The 19624-nt window shown below is 49.7% G+C and carries 19 protein-coding genes and 7 tRNA genes; 1 reads left to right on the top strand and 25 read right to left on the bottom strand.

Annotated features, from left to right (window positions below; translation table 11 throughout):
* Nucleotides 1-1560 carry a threonine ammonia-lyase, biosynthetic gene (gene ilvA / locus BZG79_RS00910; RefSeq protein WP_077576857.1) on the top strand — a complete coding sequence of 520 codons (1560 nt, stop codon included), beginning with the start codon at nucleotides 1-3 and terminating at the stop codon, nucleotides 1558-1560.
* Nucleotides 1561-1605: 45 nt separating this feature from the next.
* On the opposite strand, the gene BZG79_RS00905 is transcribed toward ilvA, so the two are convergent.
* The 25 genes from BZG79_RS00905 to mnmG all read right to left on the bottom strand — a co-directional run bounded on the left by BZG79_RS00905 (nucleotide 1606) and on the right by mnmG (nucleotide 19301).
* Nucleotides 1606-1977, bottom strand: coding sequence for a helix-turn-helix transcriptional regulator (locus BZG79_RS00905; RefSeq protein ID WP_077773541.1), 372 nt, complete (start codon nucleotides 1975-1977; stop codon nucleotides 1606-1608).
* A 187-nt stretch (nucleotides 1978-2164) separates the two neighbouring features.
* The gene (locus BZG79_RS00900) at nucleotides 2165-2536 is read right to left on the bottom strand and encodes a helix-turn-helix transcriptional regulator (protein ID WP_021022741.1); all 372 of its coding nucleotides are present in this window, start codon (nucleotides 2534-2536) and stop codon (nucleotides 2165-2167) included.
* Between the two features lie 279 nt (nucleotides 2537-2815).
* The gene (gene glmS / locus BZG79_RS00895) at nucleotides 2816-4651 is read right to left on the bottom strand and encodes a glutamine--fructose-6-phosphate transaminase (isomerizing) (protein WP_077576856.1); all 1836 of its coding nucleotides are present in this window, start codon (nucleotides 4649-4651) and stop codon (nucleotides 2816-2818) included.
* Nucleotides 4652-4672: 21 nt separating this feature from the next.
* On the bottom strand, nucleotides 4673-5437 hold the full coding sequence (locus BZG79_RS00890; protein WP_021022743.1) for a DeoR family transcriptional regulator: 765 nt from the start codon (nucleotides 5435-5437) through the stop codon (nucleotides 4673-4675).
* 153 nt (nucleotides 5438-5590) lie between these two features.
* Nucleotides 5591-5675: transfer RNA gene (locus BZG79_RS00885), tRNA-Leu, on the bottom strand.
* Nucleotides 5676-5721: 46 nt separating this feature from the next.
* Nucleotides 5722-5808 (bottom strand) — tRNA-Leu (locus BZG79_RS00880).
* A gap of 41 nt (nucleotides 5809-5849) precedes the next feature.
* Nucleotides 5850-5926 (bottom strand) — tRNA-Met (locus BZG79_RS00875).
* 9 nt (nucleotides 5927-5935) lie between these two features.
* A tRNA-Gln gene (locus BZG79_RS00870) sits at nucleotides 5936-6010 on the bottom strand.
* A 39-nt stretch (nucleotides 6011-6049) separates the two neighbouring features.
* A tRNA-Leu gene (locus BZG79_RS00865) sits at nucleotides 6050-6134 on the bottom strand.
* Nucleotides 6135-6176: 42 nt separating this feature from the next.
* A tRNA-Arg gene (locus BZG79_RS00860) sits at nucleotides 6177-6253 on the bottom strand.
* A 2-nt stretch (nucleotides 6254-6255) separates the two neighbouring features.
* A tRNA-Gln gene (locus BZG79_RS00855) sits at nucleotides 6256-6330 on the bottom strand.
* Nucleotides 6331-6447: 117 nt separating this feature from the next.
* Complete coding sequence (gene glmU / locus BZG79_RS00850) at nucleotides 6448-7806, bottom strand: bifunctional UDP-N-acetylglucosamine diphosphorylase/glucosamine-1-phosphate N-acetyltransferase GlmU (RefSeq protein ID WP_021022744.1); 1359 nt, start codon at nucleotides 7804-7806, stop codon at nucleotides 6448-6450.
* Nucleotides 7807-7958: 152 nt separating this feature from the next.
* Nucleotides 7959-8381 (bottom strand): F0F1 ATP synthase subunit epsilon, encoded by a 423-nt coding sequence (locus BZG79_RS00845; RefSeq protein WP_077661256.1) that lies wholly within the window; start codon nucleotides 8379-8381, stop codon nucleotides 7959-7961.
* A gap of 19 nt (nucleotides 8382-8400) precedes the next feature.
* Entirely contained in the window at nucleotides 8401-9804 is a 1404-nt protein-coding gene (gene atpD / locus BZG79_RS00840) for a F0F1 ATP synthase subunit beta (protein ID WP_025744735.1), read from the bottom strand.
* Between the two features lie 36 nt (nucleotides 9805-9840).
* Nucleotides 9841-10707 (bottom strand): F0F1 ATP synthase subunit gamma, encoded by an 867-nt coding sequence (gene atpG / locus BZG79_RS00835; protein ID WP_025744734.1) that lies wholly within the window; start codon nucleotides 10705-10707, stop codon nucleotides 9841-9843.
* 47 nt (nucleotides 10708-10754) lie between these two features.
* Nucleotides 10755-12296, bottom strand: a complete 1542-nt coding sequence (gene atpA / locus BZG79_RS00830) for a F0F1 ATP synthase subunit alpha (RefSeq protein ID WP_077773540.1) — start codon at nucleotides 12294-12296, stop codon at nucleotides 10755-10757.
* A 16-nt stretch (nucleotides 12297-12312) separates the two neighbouring features.
* Entirely contained in the window at nucleotides 12313-12846 is a 534-nt protein-coding gene (gene atpH, locus BZG79_RS00825) for a F0F1 ATP synthase subunit delta (protein ID WP_077677237.1), read from the bottom strand.
* A 15-nt stretch (nucleotides 12847-12861) separates the two neighbouring features.
* Nucleotides 12862-13332, bottom strand: a complete 471-nt coding sequence (atpF, locus tag BZG79_RS00820; protein ID WP_077773539.1) for a F0F1 ATP synthase subunit B — start codon at nucleotides 13330-13332, stop codon at nucleotides 12862-12864.
* Nucleotides 13333-13384: 52 nt separating this feature from the next.
* Nucleotides 13385-13636, bottom strand: a complete 252-nt coding sequence (gene atpE, locus BZG79_RS00815; RefSeq protein ID WP_025672872.1) for a F0F1 ATP synthase subunit C — start codon at nucleotides 13634-13636, stop codon at nucleotides 13385-13387.
* 70 nt (nucleotides 13637-13706) lie between these two features.
* A complete protein-coding gene (gene atpB, locus BZG79_RS00810) occupies nucleotides 13707-14495 on the bottom strand; it encodes a F0F1 ATP synthase subunit A (protein WP_025744730.1) in 789 nt (262 codons plus the stop codon).
* 8 nt (nucleotides 14496-14503) lie between these two features.
* Nucleotides 14504-14893 (bottom strand): F0F1 ATP synthase subunit I, encoded by a 390-nt coding sequence (locus tag BZG79_RS00805; protein WP_077461786.1) that lies wholly within the window; start codon nucleotides 14891-14893, stop codon nucleotides 14504-14506.
* 180 nt (nucleotides 14894-15073) lie between these two features.
* A complete protein-coding gene (locus tag BZG79_RS00800; protein WP_077773538.1) occupies nucleotides 15074-15964 on the bottom strand; it encodes a ParB/RepB/Spo0J family partition protein in 891 nt (296 codons plus the stop codon).
* Nucleotides 15965-15972: 8 nt separating this feature from the next.
* Nucleotides 15973-16770: a ParA family protein gene (locus BZG79_RS00795; protein ID WP_025744729.1), complete on the bottom strand. Its 798-nt coding sequence runs from the start codon at nucleotides 16768-16770 to the stop codon at nucleotides 15973-15975.
* Nucleotides 16771-16783: 13 nt separating this feature from the next.
* Nucleotides 16784-17410, bottom strand: a complete 627-nt coding sequence (rsmG, locus tag BZG79_RS00790) for a 16S rRNA (guanine(527)-N(7))-methyltransferase RsmG (protein WP_077773537.1) — start codon at nucleotides 17408-17410, stop codon at nucleotides 16784-16786.
* Between the two features lies 1 nt (nucleotide 17411).
* Entirely contained in the window at nucleotides 17412-19301 is a 1890-nt protein-coding gene (gene mnmG, locus BZG79_RS00785) for a tRNA uridine-5-carboxymethylaminomethyl(34) synthesis enzyme MnmG (protein ID WP_077461789.1), read from the bottom strand.
* Nucleotides 19302-19624 lie beyond the last annotated feature (323 nt).

The following is a 19624-nucleotide window of genomic DNA, read 5'->3' as shown; positions in this document are numbered from 1 at the left end:
ATGCAACAGGCGCAATCTTTACCCGCACAACCGATGGACGGTGCTGATTACCTTAGGGATATCTTGCGCGCGCCTGTTTATGAAGTGGCGATCACCTCGCCACTTCAAACCATGAAACGCTTGTCTGAGCGCTTCGATAACCAGGTGCAGCTCAAACGCGAAGACCGTCAACCGGTTCATTCATTTAAACTGCGTGGCGCGCATAATATGATGGCCCAGTTAACCGACGCGCAAAAGCAAGCCGGTGTGATTGCTGCCTCTGCCGGTAATCATGCACAAGGGGTGGCGTTATCTGGAAGCAAGCTTGGCGTGCAAGCAACCATCGTCATGCCACGGACAACACCGGCGATTAAAGTCGATGCGGTACGCGGCTTTGGCGGCAAAGTGGTACTATATGGTAATAATTTTGATGACGCCAAAGGCAGAGCACAACAGCTTGCCGATGAGCATGGCTATACCTTTGTTCCGCCCTTTGATCACCCACAGGTGATTGCCGGTCAAGGAACTATCGGTCTTGAGCTAGTGCAACAAAATGGTCATCTCGATTATGTCTTCTTACCCGTCGGGGGCGGAGGCATCGCTGCCGGCGTCGCAGTGCTTATCAAACAACTGATGCCTAATATCAAGGTGATCGGTGTCGAAGCGGAAGACTCGGCCTGTCTGCGCGCGGCGTTAGATGCTGGCTTTCCCGTCACCCTCGATCGGGTTGGAACCTTTGCCGATGGCGTTGCAGTCAAGCGCATCGGCGATGAATCCTTTCGGCTATGCCAGCAATACCTTGATGACAGCATCACGGTGTCCAGTGATGCCATTTGCGCGGCGGTACAAGACATTTTTGAAGACACCCGTGCTATTTCCGAGCCGTCAGGCGCGTTAGCACTGGCTGGACTAAAACACTATGTTGAAAAACATCAGCTAAAAGACAAGCAAATGGCGGCGGTGTTATCCGGTGCCAACACCAACTTTCACTCGCTACGCTACGTCTCTGAACGGGCTGAGCTGGGGGAAAAACGCGAAGGCCTACTTGCCGTCACTATCCCTGAACACACTGGCGCTTTTTTCAATTTCTGTCAGATTTTGGGCGATCGCGCCGTGACTGAGTTTAACTATCGATATGGGGATGAAAACCTGGCGAACATTTTCGTCGGGGTGCGGTTGCTGGGAGGCCAAGAAGAGTTGGATCAGATAATCAAGGATCTACGCCAAGCAGGTTATCCGGTAGAAGATTTATCCGACGATGAAATGGCCAAGGTTCATGTGCGTTACATGATTGGCGGGCGTCCCTCAACCCACCTCCATGAACGCCTGTACAGCTTCGAATTTCCTGAATACCCAGGCGCACTATTGCATTTTTTACAAACACTGGGCACCCACTGGAATATTAGCCTGTTTAACTACCGAAACCATGGCTCAGATTACGGACGTGTTTTATGTGGCTTTGAGATCGGCGACCAGGATTTGCTGGCATTTACCGCGCATTTACGCGAGCTCGGCTATGAATGGAAAGATGAAACGTCGAATCCCGCCTTTCGTTTTTTCCTCTCCCACTCGGCGACATAGACGCCAAATAAGCAAAAGCCCGATAACGTTTATCGGGCTTTTTGTTTATTCGTTTCGCGGCTCGGGCGTCATTGATACGACATACTCAGCAATTGATAGTGCGTTATCCATAACGGTTTGACGCGCAACTTGCGGCAACTGACTCAGCAAGCTGGTTAAGGCGGCTAAATCGTCACGATGAGTGAAGGCAATGTCGCGCTCATCAGACTCACCATGCACGAACCAATTAAAAGGGCGACCGGTGATCTCTGCAATCGTGACCAGCGCTAGAATTTTTGGATCGGTTTTTCCCGATTCCATATCTAGATAGGTTTGCCGCGCGACATTCAAACGCTGCGCCATCTCTACCTGAGTGATTTTACTGAATTCCCGTGCTYCACGGATCCGTTGCGCCATATGCGCGGTCGAAATCACCATGATTCATGCCTCATCTCTGCTACCCGAGCTGTATTAAACAAAAGCCCGTCACAACACCAACCCTGCATTATGCATGGCTCGATAGGCGTATCATGGTAGCGCACATCGATAGTGTGATGCTGCGCTACGGATGCCTACCTCAGTAAGCAAGCACTTACCCGCATATCTAGTCGGTCAGGCAGTGCTCTTATGCGCGTTGAGCGGCCTTTGAATAGTTCACAAGGAACGACGCCATATTCACGCTTTGATTTAAAATGGCCGTGCGCGCTTCATGGGGTAAACGCGAGAAATGCTCGAGCAAGCGGTTCACATCTTGCTTATATTGAACATCATGCATCTCAACATCTTCGTCGCCATAGACAAACCACACTAATGGACGTTCAGTCAATTCAGCGATATTGGAAAGCATGCGAACGCGAGGCTCAGTTTTACCGTTTTCGATATCCAAATAAGTCTGACGCGCCACATTGAGTAGTTTGGCCATTTTCACTTGAGTGATGCCTTTCCACTCACGCGCTTCTTTGATGCGTTTTGCTACTTGGGTTTTAGAATCAATCATTGCTTCCTCACTACAACTTATCAATATTTGTCGTTATACCCTGAGTATGCACAATGTAGGCCAGGTTATTAGGCATCAAATAAAGACTTAAAAATCATAGAGTTAGATATAAACGCGACGTCCTGTTTACATTTCAAGACGCCATGCCTGAGATTGAATGCAAAATGATTTGCATTTTGCAACAAAGCCTATGCAGATCGCATTTTTATAGCAAAGAAGAAGTAACTGATAAATGATCAACCACGCTCCTAGTCAGAGCGTGGTGATTACTAGGCAGGATTATTCCACCGTCACCGCTTTGGCGAGGTTACGAGGTTGGTCAACGTCCGTGCCTTTAATTAAGGCCACATGATACGACAATTGCTGCATCGGGATGGTGTAGAACACCGGGGCGATGATGTCATCCACGTGTGGCATGGCGATAATTTTCATGCCTTCTTCCGGTGTAAAACCGGCATCTTGATCGGCAAACACATAGAGCTGGCCACCACGAGCACGTACTTCTTCAATGTTTGATTTGAGCTTTTCCAACAGCTCATTGTTCGGTGCGATCACAATCACCGGCATGTCAGCATCAATCAGCGCCAATGGGCCATGCTTTAGCTCACCAGCGGCATAGGCCTCAGCGTGAATGTAAGAGATTTCTTTTAGCTTGAGCGCGGCTTCAATAGCAATCGGATAATACTCACCACGGCCAAGGAAGAGCGCATGATGCTTGTCAGCAAAGTCCTGAGCGAGCTGCTCAATCGCTTTATCAAACGTGAGTGCCTGCTCAATGCTAGAGGGGAGATGGTGCAAGGCATCGACAACCTCACGCTCTTTATCACGGCCGATACGCCCTTGCATTTTACCCAGCGCGGTGACCAGCATCAGTAGCGCGGACAGCTGGGTAGTAAAAGCTTTGGTCGATGCAACGCCGATTTCCGTCCCTGCTCGCGTCATAAAGGCTAAGTCAGACTCACGAACCAGTGATGAACCTGCCACATTACAAATGGCCATGGTCGCCATATAACCACGCTCTTTCGCTAAGCGCAGCGCCGCTAGCGTATCGGCCGTTTCGCCAGATTGCGATAAGGTAATGAGCACACTGTTGGGACGGGTAACAAACTGGCGATAGCGAAACTCAGAAGCAATCTCGACATCACAGCTAATCCCAGCCAACGACTCAAACCAATAACGTGCCACCATGCCCGCATTGTAAGAGGTCCCGCAGGCGATAATTTGAATGTGCTGCGCTTTGGCCAAAATATCGCTGGCGCCATTGCCAATCGCATCCACAATCACATGGTCGTTGCCCAAACGGCCTTCCATGGTGTTCGTCAATGCCGTGGGTTGCTCATAGATTTCTTTTTGCATGTAGTGGCGATATTGGCCTTTATCGGCGGCATCGTATTGAGCACTGGCTTCATGCACCTCGCGATCGACCGGTGTGCCTTCCTGATTATAAATTGTCACCTCGCGGCGAGAGATATCAGCCACATCCCCTTCTTCAAGGTAAATAAAGCGACGCGTCACATTCAAAAGCGCAAGCTGATCCGAGGCGAGAAAGTTTTCTCCTACCCCAAGGCCAATCACTAATGGACTGCCCGAGCGCGCGGCAATCAACCGTTCAGGTTGGCGTCTATCCATCACTACGGTGCCGTAAGCCCCTTCAAGCTGATCGACGGTGCGTTGAAATGCATTCAGCAAATCACCACCTTGTTGCATCTCCCAGTCAACTAAGTGAGCGATCACTTCGGTATCGGTTTGCGAATCAAATTGATAGCCACGTGCTTGCAGCTGTTCACGCAATGTCTGATGGTTTTCGATAATGCCATTATGGACCACCGCAATATCATTACCGGACATGTGTGGGTGGGCATTGGCTTCGCTGGGTTCTCCATGGGTGGCCCAACGTGTATGCGCAATCCCCGTTCCCCCGGTCGGATGAGACGCTGCAACAGCATCGGAGAGCGCAGCAACCTTACCCAAACGACGAACGCGGGTTAATTGCCCCTGGTCATCCGTGATCGCAACGCCAGCAGAGTCATAACCGCGGTATTCAAGACGACGTAGGCCTTCCACTAAAATTTCAGCCACATCACGCTGCGCCACAGCGCCTACAATTCCACACATAGTCTTTCCTTATTGGGTTTATCAGGTATCGGCACAGATCACATCTGTCCCCGTTTGTTCGATCGCGCGCTTGAGATCGTCGTCGAGTTGGCTATCGGTGATCAAGGTATCGATGCTGGACCAGGCAAGCTCCAAGTTAGGAATACGGCGACTGATCTTGTCAGATTCGATCATCACCACCACTTCACGCGCGACCTCCGCCATCACCCGTGTCAGACCCGTCATTTCATTAAATGTGGTCGTGCCACGCCCGACATCAATGCCGTCGGCGCCAACAAAGAGCTGATCAAAGTCATAGGCACGTAAGGTTTGTTCGGCTACTTGGCCTTGAAAGGACTCAGAATGGGTATCCCACGTTCCCCCCGTCATTAATAAAGTGGGTTCGTGTTCAAGCTCACGAATCGCATTGGCAACCTGCAATGAGTTAGTCATCACCACTAGACCGCGCTTTTTGTCGAGCAAAGGGATTAAAGCCGCAGTCGTGGTGCCACTGTCGACGACGATACGGTTATGATCTCGAATACGCGCCGCCGCAGTATCGGCAATACTTTGCTTTTGCTTCGACACTTTCACCGCCTGCTCCGATACCATTTCTTGCGGTACAGGCACAGCTCCGCCATAACGGCGCAGTAGCAGGCCGTTTTTCTCCAGCTCGGCCAAATCTTTACGGATAGTCACTTCGGAGGTTTCAAAGCGTTGAGAGAGGGCATCAACACTCACCTGCCCTTGCTCTGTTAGCAAGGACACAATGGTGTGACGGCGTTGTTGGGTATTTCGTTTCGACATATAACCACTAAAGTTTCGATTCGAAACTTATGATAAACAAAACAAAACAAAGTTCAAGATGAAGTGGCGAAAAGTATTAGAGGGACCGAGAAGTGTGACTGGCAGATAACAAAAACGAAAAAAGCCCACCAGCTGAAGCTAGTGGGCTTAATATGGTGCGGAAGGAGAGACTTGAACTCTCACACCTTGCGGCGCCAGAACCTAAATCTGGTGCGTCTACCAATTCCGCCACTTCCGCATGTTTTTTATGATAACTCAGCGGGCGGGCTAAGTATCAATTGTCTTGGTGCGGGGGGAGGGACTTGAACCCTCACGTCCTTTCGGACACTAGCACCTGAAGCTAGCGCGTCTACCAATTCCGCCACCGCCGCAAACCGGTGTGATTCACTGCATCTGCAATAAATCAGAATAATGGTGGCTACGACGGGATTCGAACCTGTGACCCCATCATTATGAGTGATGTGCTCTAACCAACTGAGCTACGTAGCCGACCTAAAGTGGCTGGGGTACCAGGATTCGAACCTGGGAATGACGAGATCAAAACCCGTTGCCTTACCGCTTGGCGATACCCCAATTTTTCATGCCGCTTTACAGCCACATGTCTTTAATAAATGGTGCGGAAGGAGAGACTTGAACTCTCACACCTTGCGGCGCCAGAACCTAAATCTGGTGCGTCTACCAATTCCGCCACTTCCGCTTTCCAAGTTGTTCATCTCACTTCATGGTAGTTGAAGAAAGATGGCGCGTCCGGGAGGATTCGAACCTCCGACCGCCTGGTTCGTAGCCAGGTACTCTATCCAGCTGAGCTACGGACGCGTTGGCTGGGGTACCAGGATTCGAACCTGGGAATGACGAGATCAAAACCCGTTGCCTTACCGCTTGGCGATACCCCAACTGAGGCGCGCATAATAGGCTGGTTTTTATCGGGAGTCAATACCTGATTTTACCAACCGCACAACTTTTCGCCTATCAAGCTAAAAAGCCGCTGTGCGCGCTCAATAGTCAGTATTCTACTTTTTTTTCGGCCGTTGCCAAGCCTCAATTGTCCTTGGTTTGGCGCGAGTGATGATTAGTTGACCATCCGCGACATCTTTACTGATGGTACTGCCCGCGCCAACGGTGACCCCTTCACCAATCACCACCGGGGCGACGAGCTGAGAGTCCGATCCAATAAAGGCATTATCTTTAATCACGGTTTTATGTTTATTGGCACCATCGTAATTGCAGGTGATCACGCCAGCGCCGATATTCACGCCGCATCCCACCTCAGTATCACCAAGATACGTCAGATGGTTGGCTTTAGAACCTTCGCCAAGTTGGCTTTTTTTCATTTCCACGAAGTTGCCCACATGGGCATTGCGTGCCATTTCAGCGCCGGGACGTAGCCGCGTAAACGGCCCAACCGTGCAGTCTTCCCCGACGCTAGCACCTTCCACCACGCTATAAGGGCGAATTAAGGTGTTGTCATCAATCTCGCAATCAATCAGTACGCTTCCGGCCCCGATAGTGACGTTATCACCCAAGGTCACACTGCCTTCGATGATGACGTTGGCATCAATGGTGACATCTCGGCCACATTGCAACTGGCCGCGTAGATCAAAGCGCGCCGGATCGGTAAGCATGACGCCGCTCAGTAGCAGTTGCTCGGCTTGCATTTTTTGATACTCACGCTCAAGACGAGAGAGCTGCAGGCGGTTATTGACGCCTTCGACTTCGACAGCATTGACGGGGTGAACCGCTTGAATAGCCCGGCCTTGTTGATGCGCCAGCGCAATCACATCCGTAAGGTAAAACTCGCCTTGGGCATTATTATTGTCTAGCTGCGACAACCAATGACGTAGGTCGCGTCCTGTTGCCACCAATACGCCGGTGTTAATTTCGGTGATCGCAAGCTGACTGTCAGTCGCATCTTTTTGCTCGACAATCGCGACCACTTCCCCTTTTTCACGCACAATACGACCGTAACCGGTTGGATCGTCCTGATGCACAGTTAACAGCCCAATCCCGCCCTCTGGCTGCCCTTCTAGCAAACGCGTTAAGGTTTGCTCTGAAATTAAGGGCACATCGCCATAGAGCACCAACACTTGCTCATCATCGGCGAAATGTGGCGCAGCTTGTTGCACTGCATGGCCTGTCCCGAGCTGCTCGGCTTGTAAGCACCAATTCACCGGCGAGTGAGCTAACACACGCTGCATGGTTTCACCACCATGGCCATACACTAAATGAATTTGCGAAGCGCCGAGGCCATGGCAGGTATCAATCACATGTTCAACCATTGGTTTACCAGCCAATGTGTGAAGCACTTTAGGGGTTTGAGAATACATGCGCGTGCCCTTACCGGCCGCGAGAATAACCGCACTGTATTGCATAGTCTTTCCGTGATGAGGGTTGATTTGAATAAATAATGAGGCTCAGTGTAACGCTTTTTGGTGGTAAGACGCACCTAGCAGATATCACGTCGCGCGGCACATAAAAAAAGCGACGCCGAAGCGTCGCTTATATTCTTACCGTAAGTGCCTGATTAACGCTTGTGTTTGGTCAGCTCGATCACTCGAAGCTTCGCAACCGCTTTAGCCAGGTCACTGGCCGCTTGAGCAAAGTCGACGTCTTTATGCTGATTATGGATTTTATCCTCAGCGCGACGCTTCGCTTCTTCTGCCTTGGCTTGGTCTAGCTCTTCACCACGAATTGCCGTATCAGCTAGTACAGTGACTGTACTAGGCTGAACTTCAAGCGTGCCGCCAGAAAGATAAATGATCTCTTCGCTACCGCCTTGCTTGACGATACGCACCATGCCCGGCGTGATAGCGGTCAGCAGCGGTGTGTGTCCTGCGTGAATACCCAGTTCACCTTCGCTACCGGTCACCTGAATATGCTCGGCACGGCCAGAGAACAATCGTCGCTCTGCACTGACCACATCCAGATGGAAGGTTATCGCTGCCATATCGCCTCCTACTCAAGCCTTACAGGTTTTTCGCTTTTTCGAGTACTTCGTCGATGCTACCGCAGTACAGGAAAGCCTGCTCTGGAATATCATCGTACTCGCCACTGAGCAGGCCTTTGAAGCTTGCAATAGTATCTTTCAGCGAAACATAAACACCTGGTTGGCCGGTGAACACTTCAGCGACGTGGTAAGGTTGAGTCAAGAAACGTTCAATCTTACGTGCACGTGCAACCGTTAGCTTATCTTCTTCAGATAGCTCATCCATACCCAGAATAGCAATAATGTCTTTCAGCTCTTTATAGCGCTGAAGCACAGATTGCACACCACGTGCCATATCATAGTGGTCTTGACCTACCACCAAGGGGTCCAACATACGTGATGTCGAATCCAATGGGTCGATCGCTGGGTACATACCCATAGACGCGATGTTACGTGACAATACAACCGTTGCATCCAAGTGGGCAAAGGTGGTGGCTGGTGACGGGTCAGTCAAGTCATCCGCTGGCACGTAAACCGCCTGTACGGAAGTAATCGAACCAGTACGGGTAGACGTGATCCGCTCTTGCAATACACCCATCTCTTCAGCGAGCGTTGGCTGATAACCTACTGCTGATGGCATACGACCCAACAGTGCAGATACCTCAGTACCGGCAAGGGTATAGCGATAGATGTTGTCGATGAACAGTAGAACATCACGGCCATCATCACGGAATTTTTCCGCCATGGTTAGACCGGTCAGTGCGACACGCAGGCGGTTACCTGGTGGCTCGTTCATCTGACCATACACCATGGCCACTTTTGACTCTTCAGGGTTTTCGATATTAACAACACCCGCTTCCTGCATTTCGTAGTAGAAGTCGTTACCCTCACGAGTACGCTCCCCTACACCAGCAAATACAGACAGACCTGAGTGTTGCAGTGCGATGTTGTTGATAAGCTCCATCATGTTGACGGTTTTACCAACACCCGCACCACCGAACAAACCGATTTTACCGCCTTTCGCAAACGGGCAGATAAGGTCGATAACCTTAACACCGGTTTCCAAAAGCTCAGTGGAATTCGATTGTTCTTCGTAAGTTGGCGCTTCACGGTGAATCGAGTAGCGCTCTTTTTCACCAAGATCGCCACGCTCATCAATTGCATCACCCAGAACGTTGACGATACGTCCTAGCGTTGCTTCCCCAACAGGGACTTGGATTGCAGCCCCTGAGTTTTCTACTTCGATTCCACGACGCAGACCATCAGATGAGCCCATAGCGATAGCACGAATTACGCCACCACCTAGCTGCTGCTGAACTTCCAACACCAGACGCTCGCCTTCACGTTTCACATTCAACGCATCATATACCTTAGGCACTGCGTCTTGTGGAAACTCTACGTCGACTACCGCACCGATGATCTGAACGATCTTACCTGTAGCCATCGTTATTCCTCTAAACTAGTTCGTTAACCTTTGCCTTTACACCGCACTTGCGCCAGAAACAATCTCTGACAGCTCTTGGGTGATCGCAGCCTGACGGGCTTTGTTGTACACCAACTGCAGATCATCAATCAGATTACCTGCATTGTCGGTCGCAGCTTTCATCGCCACCATACGCGCCGCTTGCTCACTGGCGAGGTTTTCCACCACACCTTGATACACTTGTGACTCGGCATAGCGAACCAACAAAGTATCGAGCAAGGGCTTCGGCTCAGGCTCATAGATATAATCCCAAGCGTGGCTAGTCTGCATATCCTCGTCGTCTGACTTGGGCAAAGGCAGCAATTGATCGATCACTGGGGTCTGCACCATGGTGTTCTCAAATTTATTGAAAACAACATATAAGCGGTCCAGCTCACCTTCATTGTATTTTTTCAGCATCACCCCGACCGTACCGATCAGGTCTTCCAGTACGGGGGTATCCCCCAAACCAGAGGTTTGTGCGACTACATTTCCGCCGTAATTGTTAAAGAAAGCGGTCGCTTTCGCCCCGACCAATGCCATATCGATCTCAGCACCTTTGTGGGTCCAGCTTTCCATATCTGTGATGACATTTTTGAACAGGTTAATGTTCAAGCCACCACACAATCCGCGGTCAGTAGAAATGATGATGTAACCAACGCGCTTGGCTTCCCGCTCTTCCAAATAAGGATGACGGTACTCCAAGTTACCCAGTGCAAGATGACCGATCACTTTGCGCATAGTGACAGCATATGGACGTGACGACTCCATGGCTTCTTGCGTTTTACGCATTTTGGAGGCTGCCACCATTTCCATCGCTTTAGTGATCTTCTGTGTGTTTTTCACACTTCCGATCTTAGTACGAATCTCTTTTGCGCCGGCCATAGTTACTCTCCGTTAGTGGGTGACCACCTAAGTGGTCACCTACAATGTTACCAAGTCTGGGTCGCTTTGAAGTCGTCCAACAGCTTTCTCAACTGCGCTTCAACGTCATCGTTGTAAGCACCAGACTCATCAATCTGAGCAGCTAGGTCGGCATACTGCGCCTTCGCAAAGGCGAGCAGAGAGCGCTCAAAGTCACCGATCTTGTTCAGCTCAACGTCTTCCAAGTAGCCTTTTTCAGCCGCAAAAATAACCATGGCCTGCTCAAAGACAGACATTGGCGCATATTGCATCTGCTTCATCAGCTCGGTCACTTTCTGACCGTGATCCAATTGCTTCTTGGTTGCGTCATCCAGATCCGATGAGAACTGAGCAAATGCAGCAAGCTCACGATATTGTGCCAAGGCTGTACGAATACCGCCTGACAGTTTTTTCATGATCTTAGTTTGCGCAGAGCCACCGACACGAGAGACCGAGATACCTGGGTCAACCGCGGGACGGATACCGGCGTTGAACAGCTCAGTTTGCAGGAAGATCTGACCATCGGTGATCGAGATAACGTTGGTCGGTACGAATGCAGACACGTCACCCGCTTGGGTTTCAATGATAGGCAAGGCGGTTAATGAACCGGTTTTACCTTTCACTTCACCTTTGGTGAACTCTTCGACATAGTGCGCGTTTACACGTGCAGCCCGCTCAAGAAGACGTGAGTGCAAGTAGAAAACGTCACCTGGATAGGCTTCACGGCCTGGTGGGCGACGCAATAGCAATGAAATCTGACGATAAGCAACAGCTTGCTTCGACAAATCATCATACACAATCAGCGCATCTTCACCGCGGTCACGGAAATACTCGCCCATTGCACAACCTGCATAAGGTGCCAGGTATTGCAGAGCAGCCGCTTCAGAAGCCGATGATACGACGATGATGGTGTTTTTCAGTGCATCATGCTCTTCCAGCTTGCGAACTACGTTGGCAATGGTTGAGGCTTTTTGACCAATCGCGACATAAATAGAGTAGATACCAGAGTTTTTCTGGTTAATGATCGCATCGATCGCCAACGCTGTTTTACCGGTTTGGCGGTCACCGATGATCAGCTCACGCTGGCCTCGGCCGATAGGGATCATTGAGTCAACCGCTTTATAGCCGGTTTGAACAGGTTGATCGACCGATTGACGAGCGATAACGCCCGGCGCAATCACTTCGACAGGCGAAGTGGTTTCGGTTTCGATCGGTCCTTTACCGTCGATTGGCTCACCCAAGGTGTTCACCACACGACCTAACAGTTCAGGACCCGTCGGTACTTCAAGAATGCGACCAGTACCGGTGACTTTCATGCCTTCTTGTAGGTCCGAATACGGACCCAYCACAACCGCACCTACAGAGTCACGCTCAAGGTTTAATGCTAGCGCATAACGGTTACCAGGCAGTTCAATCATTTCCCCTTGCATCGCATCAGCAAGGCCATGGATACGAATAATACCGTCGCTGACTGACACGATGGTACCTTCGTTACGCGCTTCACTCACAACGTCGAATTTTTCGATGCGTTGTTTGATCAGATCGCTAATTTCCGTGGAATTAAGTTGCATGCTCCAATTCCCCAAATCAAGACTGCAATGCATCGCTCAGGCGGCGCATACGGCCACTTACTGAGTTATCGATGACCAAGTCTCCAGCTCGAATAATAACCCCGGCAACCAGGGCTTCGTCTACACTACAGTTCAGCTTTACTTTGCGCTCAAAACGCGTCGTTAGCTTTTCACTGATGGCTTGTTGTTGCTCTTCGGAAAGAGCCGTCGCTGACGTGACTTGCACATCAACTTCTTTTTCCAATTCCGCGCGCATGGCGAGAAACTGTTCACAAACTTCAGGAAGCGCTTTTAGACGCTTGTTTTCCGCCATCATTTTAATCAAATTTTGGCCGAAATCGTTGAGCTGATCGCCACCCACTGTGATGAAAATATCTGCTAATTTCTCGGCAGAGTAGGACGCGTCTAACATATGTTTTACGCGCTCATCACGGGCAATCTCAGCAGTAAAGGCAAGCATTTCAGCCCATTGGACTAACTCGCCTTTTTCTACCGCAAAATCAAAGGCTGCTTTCGCGTAGGGGCGAGCGAGTGTTGTCAGTTCAGACATTGCTGCCCCTCCTTGTTACAGTTCTGCAGTGATTTTATCGAGAAGATCTTTATGCGCGTTCTGGTCAATAGAACGCTCAATAATTTTCTCGGCACCAATAACAGCGAGCGATGCGACTTGCTTACGCAGCTCATCGCGTGCACGGTTACGCTCTGCTTCCAACTCGGCCTTACCCTGGTTTAGGATATTGTCGCGCTCAGCAGCCGCTTCGGCACGTGCCTCATCGAGGATTTGTGCTTTGCGTTTGTTGGCCTGCTCGATAATGTCAGTTGCATTGCGCTTCGCTTCTTTCAATTGATCAGAAGCGTTCGCCTGGGCTAAATCCAGGTCTTTGGCGGCGCGATCAGCCGCCGCGAGACCGTCAGCGATTTTTTTCTGACGCTCTTCAATCGCTTGCATCAATGGTGGCCATACATATTTCATGCAGAACCACACAWAGATAGTGAACGCGATTGCCTGGCCTAGCAGAGTTGCGTTGATATTCACAACGGCGCCTCCTTAATCATAAGCTAAAGGGTCTGTTCAGCTATTAGCCAGTTTACAGTTGACCTACGAATGGGTTCGCGAACGTGAACAGCAGTGCAATTACGATACCGATCATTGGAACCGCATCAAGAAGACCCGCGATGATGAACATCTTAACTTGCAGCATAGGAGCCATCTCAGGTTGACGTGCTGCACCTTCAAGGAATTTACCACCCAGCAGGGCGAAACCAATCGCAGTACCAAGGGAAGCAAGACCTACAATGATGCCCACGGCAATTGCAGAAAAGCTCAATAAAGTTTCCATCACTATCTCCAGTTTTCGTTGTCGGCTATAAGCCAATAATGACTAACAAATTGCTTTCTAAAAAATGTCATCAATGATCTGAGTCTTCGTGCGCCTGCGAGAGATACACGACGGTCAACATCATAAAGACAAAGGCTTGAATCGTAATGACTAGAATGTGGAAAATTGCCCACGGCACAGAACCCAGCCATTGCGCCCACCACGGCAGTAACGCCGCGATAAGAATAAATACCACCTCACCGGCAAACATGTTACCGAACAGACGCATCCCAAGAGAAATAGGCTTCGCCAGTAACGAAACTATCTCCAACAGGAGGTTGAACGGAATCATGATCGGGTGATTAAACGGGTGTAACGCTAGCTCTTTAGCAAAGCCACCGATACCCTTTATCTTGATGCTGTAAAAAATCATCAAGAAGAACACGCCCAGCGCCATTGCAAGGGTGATATTTACGTCTGCAGTTGGAACCACTTTTAAATATGGAATACCCAACCAGTGTTCCGCCGGATAAGGAAGAAAATCGATAGGAATTAAGTCCATCGTATTCATCAGGAATATCCAGACGAAGATAGTCAGGGCCAAAGGTGCGATCAGCGGATTGCGTCCATGGAAGGTTTCGCGGACATTGTCATCAACGAATTCAACCAAGATTTCGACAAAACACTGAAGCTTACCCGGGACACCTGTCGATGCTTTCTTTGCCACTGATCGGAAAATGCCTAAGAAGACGATACCGATGAGGACAGAGAAAAACAGGCTATCAATATGAACCGCCCAAAACCCCTCACCGCTTGACAAGTGTGTCAGGTGGTGAGTGATGTAGCTAGACGGTGTAAGCGCATCACCTGACGCAGCCATAACTCATCCTATTTGTTGTTGTTAATGAATAAAACTGGCGCAAAGATATTAATCCCTAATGCCAGCAAATAGGCCAGTTTGAGGGGAACAAGTTCCACCTCGACATACAGGTAAGCAAGGACAAACAGGACGACGGTCAGTGAAATTTTTAAGACTTCACCGCCAAAGAAGGACGCGACCACAAATTTTGCAGCTCTTGCCCCACTAAAGAGGAAAGCACACGACGCAAACACAGCATTGGCTATCACAAAGATACCCCCACCGATTAACGCGGATTTTCCCCAGTCGACATTGATAGCAAGTGCCATCAAGATTGCCGTTGCTAATACGACGCCAGCCTGCAAAAGCACCAATTTTGTCGCGATTTCACGACCCGGCCGCGCGAGCGTCGATACCATGTATTTGTTCCTCGATTCCGTTCCACTTAGCACTGTTGCCGTGCTGGGAAAACAGCAAAAATTATACGTTTCGCCCCGACTAATGCAATCGCATCAATGTAAAAAAGCAGGGAAAATTTTACAACAGCGTAACCTGATCACAGTAAGCACTTTTATGTAACAAAAAGCGACTGGCATAAGTCACATTTCTTCGTCGAAAATTGCAAGAATTTGCGCTAACTTTTCAGATTCTTCGAAATTAATCACTAATTTCCCACTGCCGTTTTYCTGTTGTGTTAAAGCGACACTCACGCCAAATTTATCGCCCAGGCGTTGCTGAAGGGATTCAACTTCAGGTGATAATTTAGGCTTTTTCGCTTCAACTGGTGGCGAAAGCATTTTTTTTACCAGTTTTTCTATTTGGCGAACCGTCATTTTCTTATTGACCGCGGTCAAAGCCGCATCAATTTGTACGTCGCCTTCCAGTGCCAGCAAGGCACGTGCGTGGCCCATTTCGAGTTGTTTGTTGAGCAGCAATTGCCGCACCCCGGATTCCAAACCATTTAACCGAAGTAGGTTACTAATAGTGGTCCGAGACTTTCCCAGTGACTCAGCAAGCTGTTGGTGAGTCAGTTCAAATTCATCTACTAAGCGCGCCAATGCCTGCGCTTCTTCCATGGCATTCAAGTTTTCGCGTTGAATGTTTTCAATTAAAGCGACCGCGCTCGCGACCTTATTGCTCATTTCCCGTACCAAACAAGGAACTTGCTTTAATCCTGCTTGTTTAGCGGCTCGCCAACGACGTTCACCGGCGATGATCTCATAGCGTCCCGCCGCGATCTGACGCACGACTAAAGGTTGAATCACACCTTGAGCGCGAATTGACTCCGTCAGTTCTTCCAGTGCGTCTTCAGCCATGCCCTGGCGCGGCTGATACTGACCCGGCTCCAGCACGGTGACCGATAGCTGTTGTAATTCGCTATTGCTGGTATCGGTCGATTCAGGGACCACTGTTTGTGAAGACTGTGCCTGTGCACTGGTCGCCAATAGGGCGTCGAGGCCCTTTCCAAGCCCGCGTTTCGCTGAATTCATTGTTTTCCTCAGGCATTGACAGCGTCTGGCGAGGAGCGAGCTTGCTCTTCGCGACGCAGAATTTCACCCGCAAGGGCGAGGTAGGCTTTAGCACCGCTCGATAGTTTGTCGTAGTACATGGCGGGTCGGCCATGACTTGGCGCTTCCGCGAGCCGCACATTGCGGGGAATCACTGTACGATACACCTTATCACCGAAGTGTTTTTTGATCTGATCCGATACTTCGGTCGCTAATCGGTTTCTTGGGTCGTACATAGTACGCAAGACACCTTCAACGTGAAGGTCGGCGTTCACCACGCTTGCCAGCTTGCTAATGGTATCCATTAAAGCAGTCAGTCCTTCCAGGGCAAAGTACTCACATTGCATCGGGACAAGAACGGAATTAGCCGCAGTCATCGCATTGATGGTCAGAAGGTTCAGGGAAGGGGGACAGTCAATAAAAATATAATCATAACGGTCAACAACAGTCTCGAGCATCGTGCGTAGACGAACCTCTCGAGCGAACACTTCCATGAGTTTTATTTCTGCTGCTGTCACATCACCGTTGGCTGCGACAAGGTGATAACTTCCCGCCGTATTTTCAACCACAACTTGTTCGAACGGTGTTTCTTCAATGAGTAGGTCATAGGCCGTTGCATGGACATCGTACTTATCGATGCCGCTCGCCATGGTCGCATTGCCTTGTGGGTCCAAATCGATCAGTAGCACCTTGCGATTGGTGGCAGCCAGTGATGCTGCGAGATTGACACTCGTGGTGGTTTTACCCACGCCGCCCTTTTGGTTTGCTACCGCGATAACTTTACCCACGTGCTTTCGACCTCTACTCGTTACTCTTAGCTCTCAAGATTACTAGATGACGCGCCCCTTCCAATCCCGGTACCTTCAAAGCTTTGATATCGGTCACAGAACAATCAGTAGGAAGCGCATCAATTTCTTGTTGGTCCACTTGTCCTTTCAACGCATAGAAGCATCCTTGCGCATGCGGTAAGTGGTGACACCAGCTCACCATGTCGCTCATCGATGCAAAGGCGCGACTGAGTACAGCATCAAATCCATGCTCAGGGGTAAAGTCTTCCACCCGACTTTGGACCGGGGTCACATTTGTCAGCCCAAGTTCGTGAAGAACTTGGCGAATAAAACGAATCCGTTTACCCAAACTGTCCAATAGGGTGAACTGTTTGTCCGGATTAGCAATGGCCAATGGGATGCCTGGTAGTCCCGGTCCTGTGCCGACATCGATAAACTGTTGGCCTTTGAGGTGGGGCGAGACAACGAGACTATCAAGAATATGTTTCACCACCATGTCGTCAGGATGACGGACCGAGGTTAAATTGTAAGCTTTATTCCATTTGTGCAGCAGACGCACGTAGTCCAGTAACTGCTGTTGCTGTTGTGCTGACAGGACAAGGCCAGCTTGCGCCAGCCCATATTCGAGTTGTTGTTCCATTTTATGCCCCTTTTTTCAGCATGCCTTGCTTTTTCAAATGGACAAGCAAAATGGAGATCGCCGCCGGCGTAACGCCAGAGATACGTGATGCTTTACCCACGGTTTCAGGACGCGCATCGGCGAGCTTACCTTTCACTTCGTTCGATAAACCTTTTATGTGGTCGTAGTCGAGATCAGTAGGCAATTCGGTATTTTCATGACGTTGTGATTTAGCAATTTCATCTTGCTGACGGTCAATATACCCCGCATATTTCACCTGAATTTCCACCTGTTCACTGGCTTGCTGATCCGCATGAGCCGGTTCAAAACTTGGTAATGTCACAATATCGCGATACCGCAACTCAGGACGACGCAGGAGATCCTCGCCATTCGCTTCGCGTGTTAACGGTGTTTTGAGCATCGCGTTCAGTGCTGCCACATCGTCAGAATGGGGATGGATCCATGTGCCACGTAAGCGTTGACGCTCTTGCTCCATGTTTTCCATTTTCTGATTAAAACGCGCCCAGCGCGTATCATCGACCAAACCGAGCTCACGGCCTTTTTCCGTCAAACGCATATCCGCATTATCTTCACGCAGCAATAGGCGATACTCAGCACGCGACGTAAACATACGGTAGGGCTCTTGCGTGCCCATGGTAGAGAGATCATCAATCAACACGCCCATATACGCTTGGTCGCGACGCGGGCTCCAACCGTCTTTGCCTTGTGCTTGCAGCGCCGCGTTACATCCTGCCAGCAAACCTTGAGCCCCCGCTTCTTCATAGCCGGTGGTGCCGTTGATTTGTCCGGCAAAGAATAACCCGCTAATAAATTTGGTTTCTAGTGTTTGCTTAAGATCGCGAGGATCGAAAAAGTCATACTCGATCGCATAACCTGGGCGGATCACTTTGGCGTTTTCAAAGCCTTTTATCGATTGAATGATCCCCATTTGCACATCAAACGGTAAGCTGGTGGAAATGCCATTTGGATACAGCTCATTGCTGGTTAGCCCTTCAGGTTCAACAAAGATCTGATGTTTGTCTTTGTCGGCAAAGCGCATCACTTTGTCTTCAATCGATGGGCAATAGCGTGGACCAATCCCTTCAATGACACCGGCATACATTGGGCTTCGAGATAAGTTTTCTCGAATCACGTCATGGGTTTTTTCATTGGTATACGTGATATAGCAAGGCATTTGTTGAGGATGTTGACTGACATCGCCCAAAAATGAAAAGACCGGACGCGGTGTATCACCATGTTGGGTTTGCATCACTGAGAAATCGACTGAACGCGCATCGATACGTGGTGGCGTTCCCGTTTTTAAACGATCGACGCGAAACGGCAATGCACGTAGGCGATCGGCGAGCTTGTTCGACGGTGGATCTCCGGCGCGCCCTCCGGAGTAGTTATCCATACCAATATGGATTTTTCCACCTAAAAAGGTACCGACAGTCAACACCACAGTGGTTGCGCTGAATTTCAGTCCCATTTCTGTTTCTACCCCAGTGACGCGATCCTGATCGACGATCAAATCCACCACGGCTTGTTGGAAAAGGGATAGGTGTGGCGTGTTTTCCAGGGTATGGCGGATCGCCGCTTTGTACAACGCACGATCAGCTTGTGCTCGTGTTGCTCGTACTGCGGGTCCTTTCGACGCGTTCAGGGTTCTAAACTGGATCCCGCCTTTGTCGATAGCTTGCGCCATCGCGCCGCCTAAGGCATCAATTTCTTTTACCAGGTGTCCTTTCCCGATCCCGCCAATTGCAGGGTTACACGACATTTGTCCCAAAGTGTCGATATTATGGGTTAATAACAACGTTCTTTGATTCATTCGAGCGGCGGCTAGTGCTGCCTCGGTACCAGCATGGCCACCACCCACAACGATGACGTCAAAGTGATCCTGGTAAAACATGATTAAAGCCTCAACCTGGTTAAGTGTTTGCGCATGAACTAAGCAAAAGGGGCGACATTCTAGCGCTTTTTATCTCAACAAGGAACCAAACCTTGATCCTGATCTTCTTAAGGCTTTCGCTTTATATATATAAGATCTTTATATACAACGATGACGTCAAAGTGATCCTGGTAAAACATGATTAAAGCCTCAACCTGGTTAAGTGTTTGCGCATGAACTAAGCAAAAGGGGCGACATTCTAGCGCTTTTTATCTCAACAAGGAACCAAACCTTGATCCTGATCTTCTTAAGGCTTTCGCTTTATATATATAAGATCTTTATAT

The organism is Salinivibrio sp. MA427, from assembly GCF_001996115.1.
Lineage (GTDB): Bacteria > Pseudomonadota > Gammaproteobacteria > Enterobacterales > Vibrionaceae > Salinivibrio > Salinivibrio costicola.
Note: the sequence above shows the minus strand (reverse complement) of the source record. Positions and strands in the feature narration are given on the sequence as shown.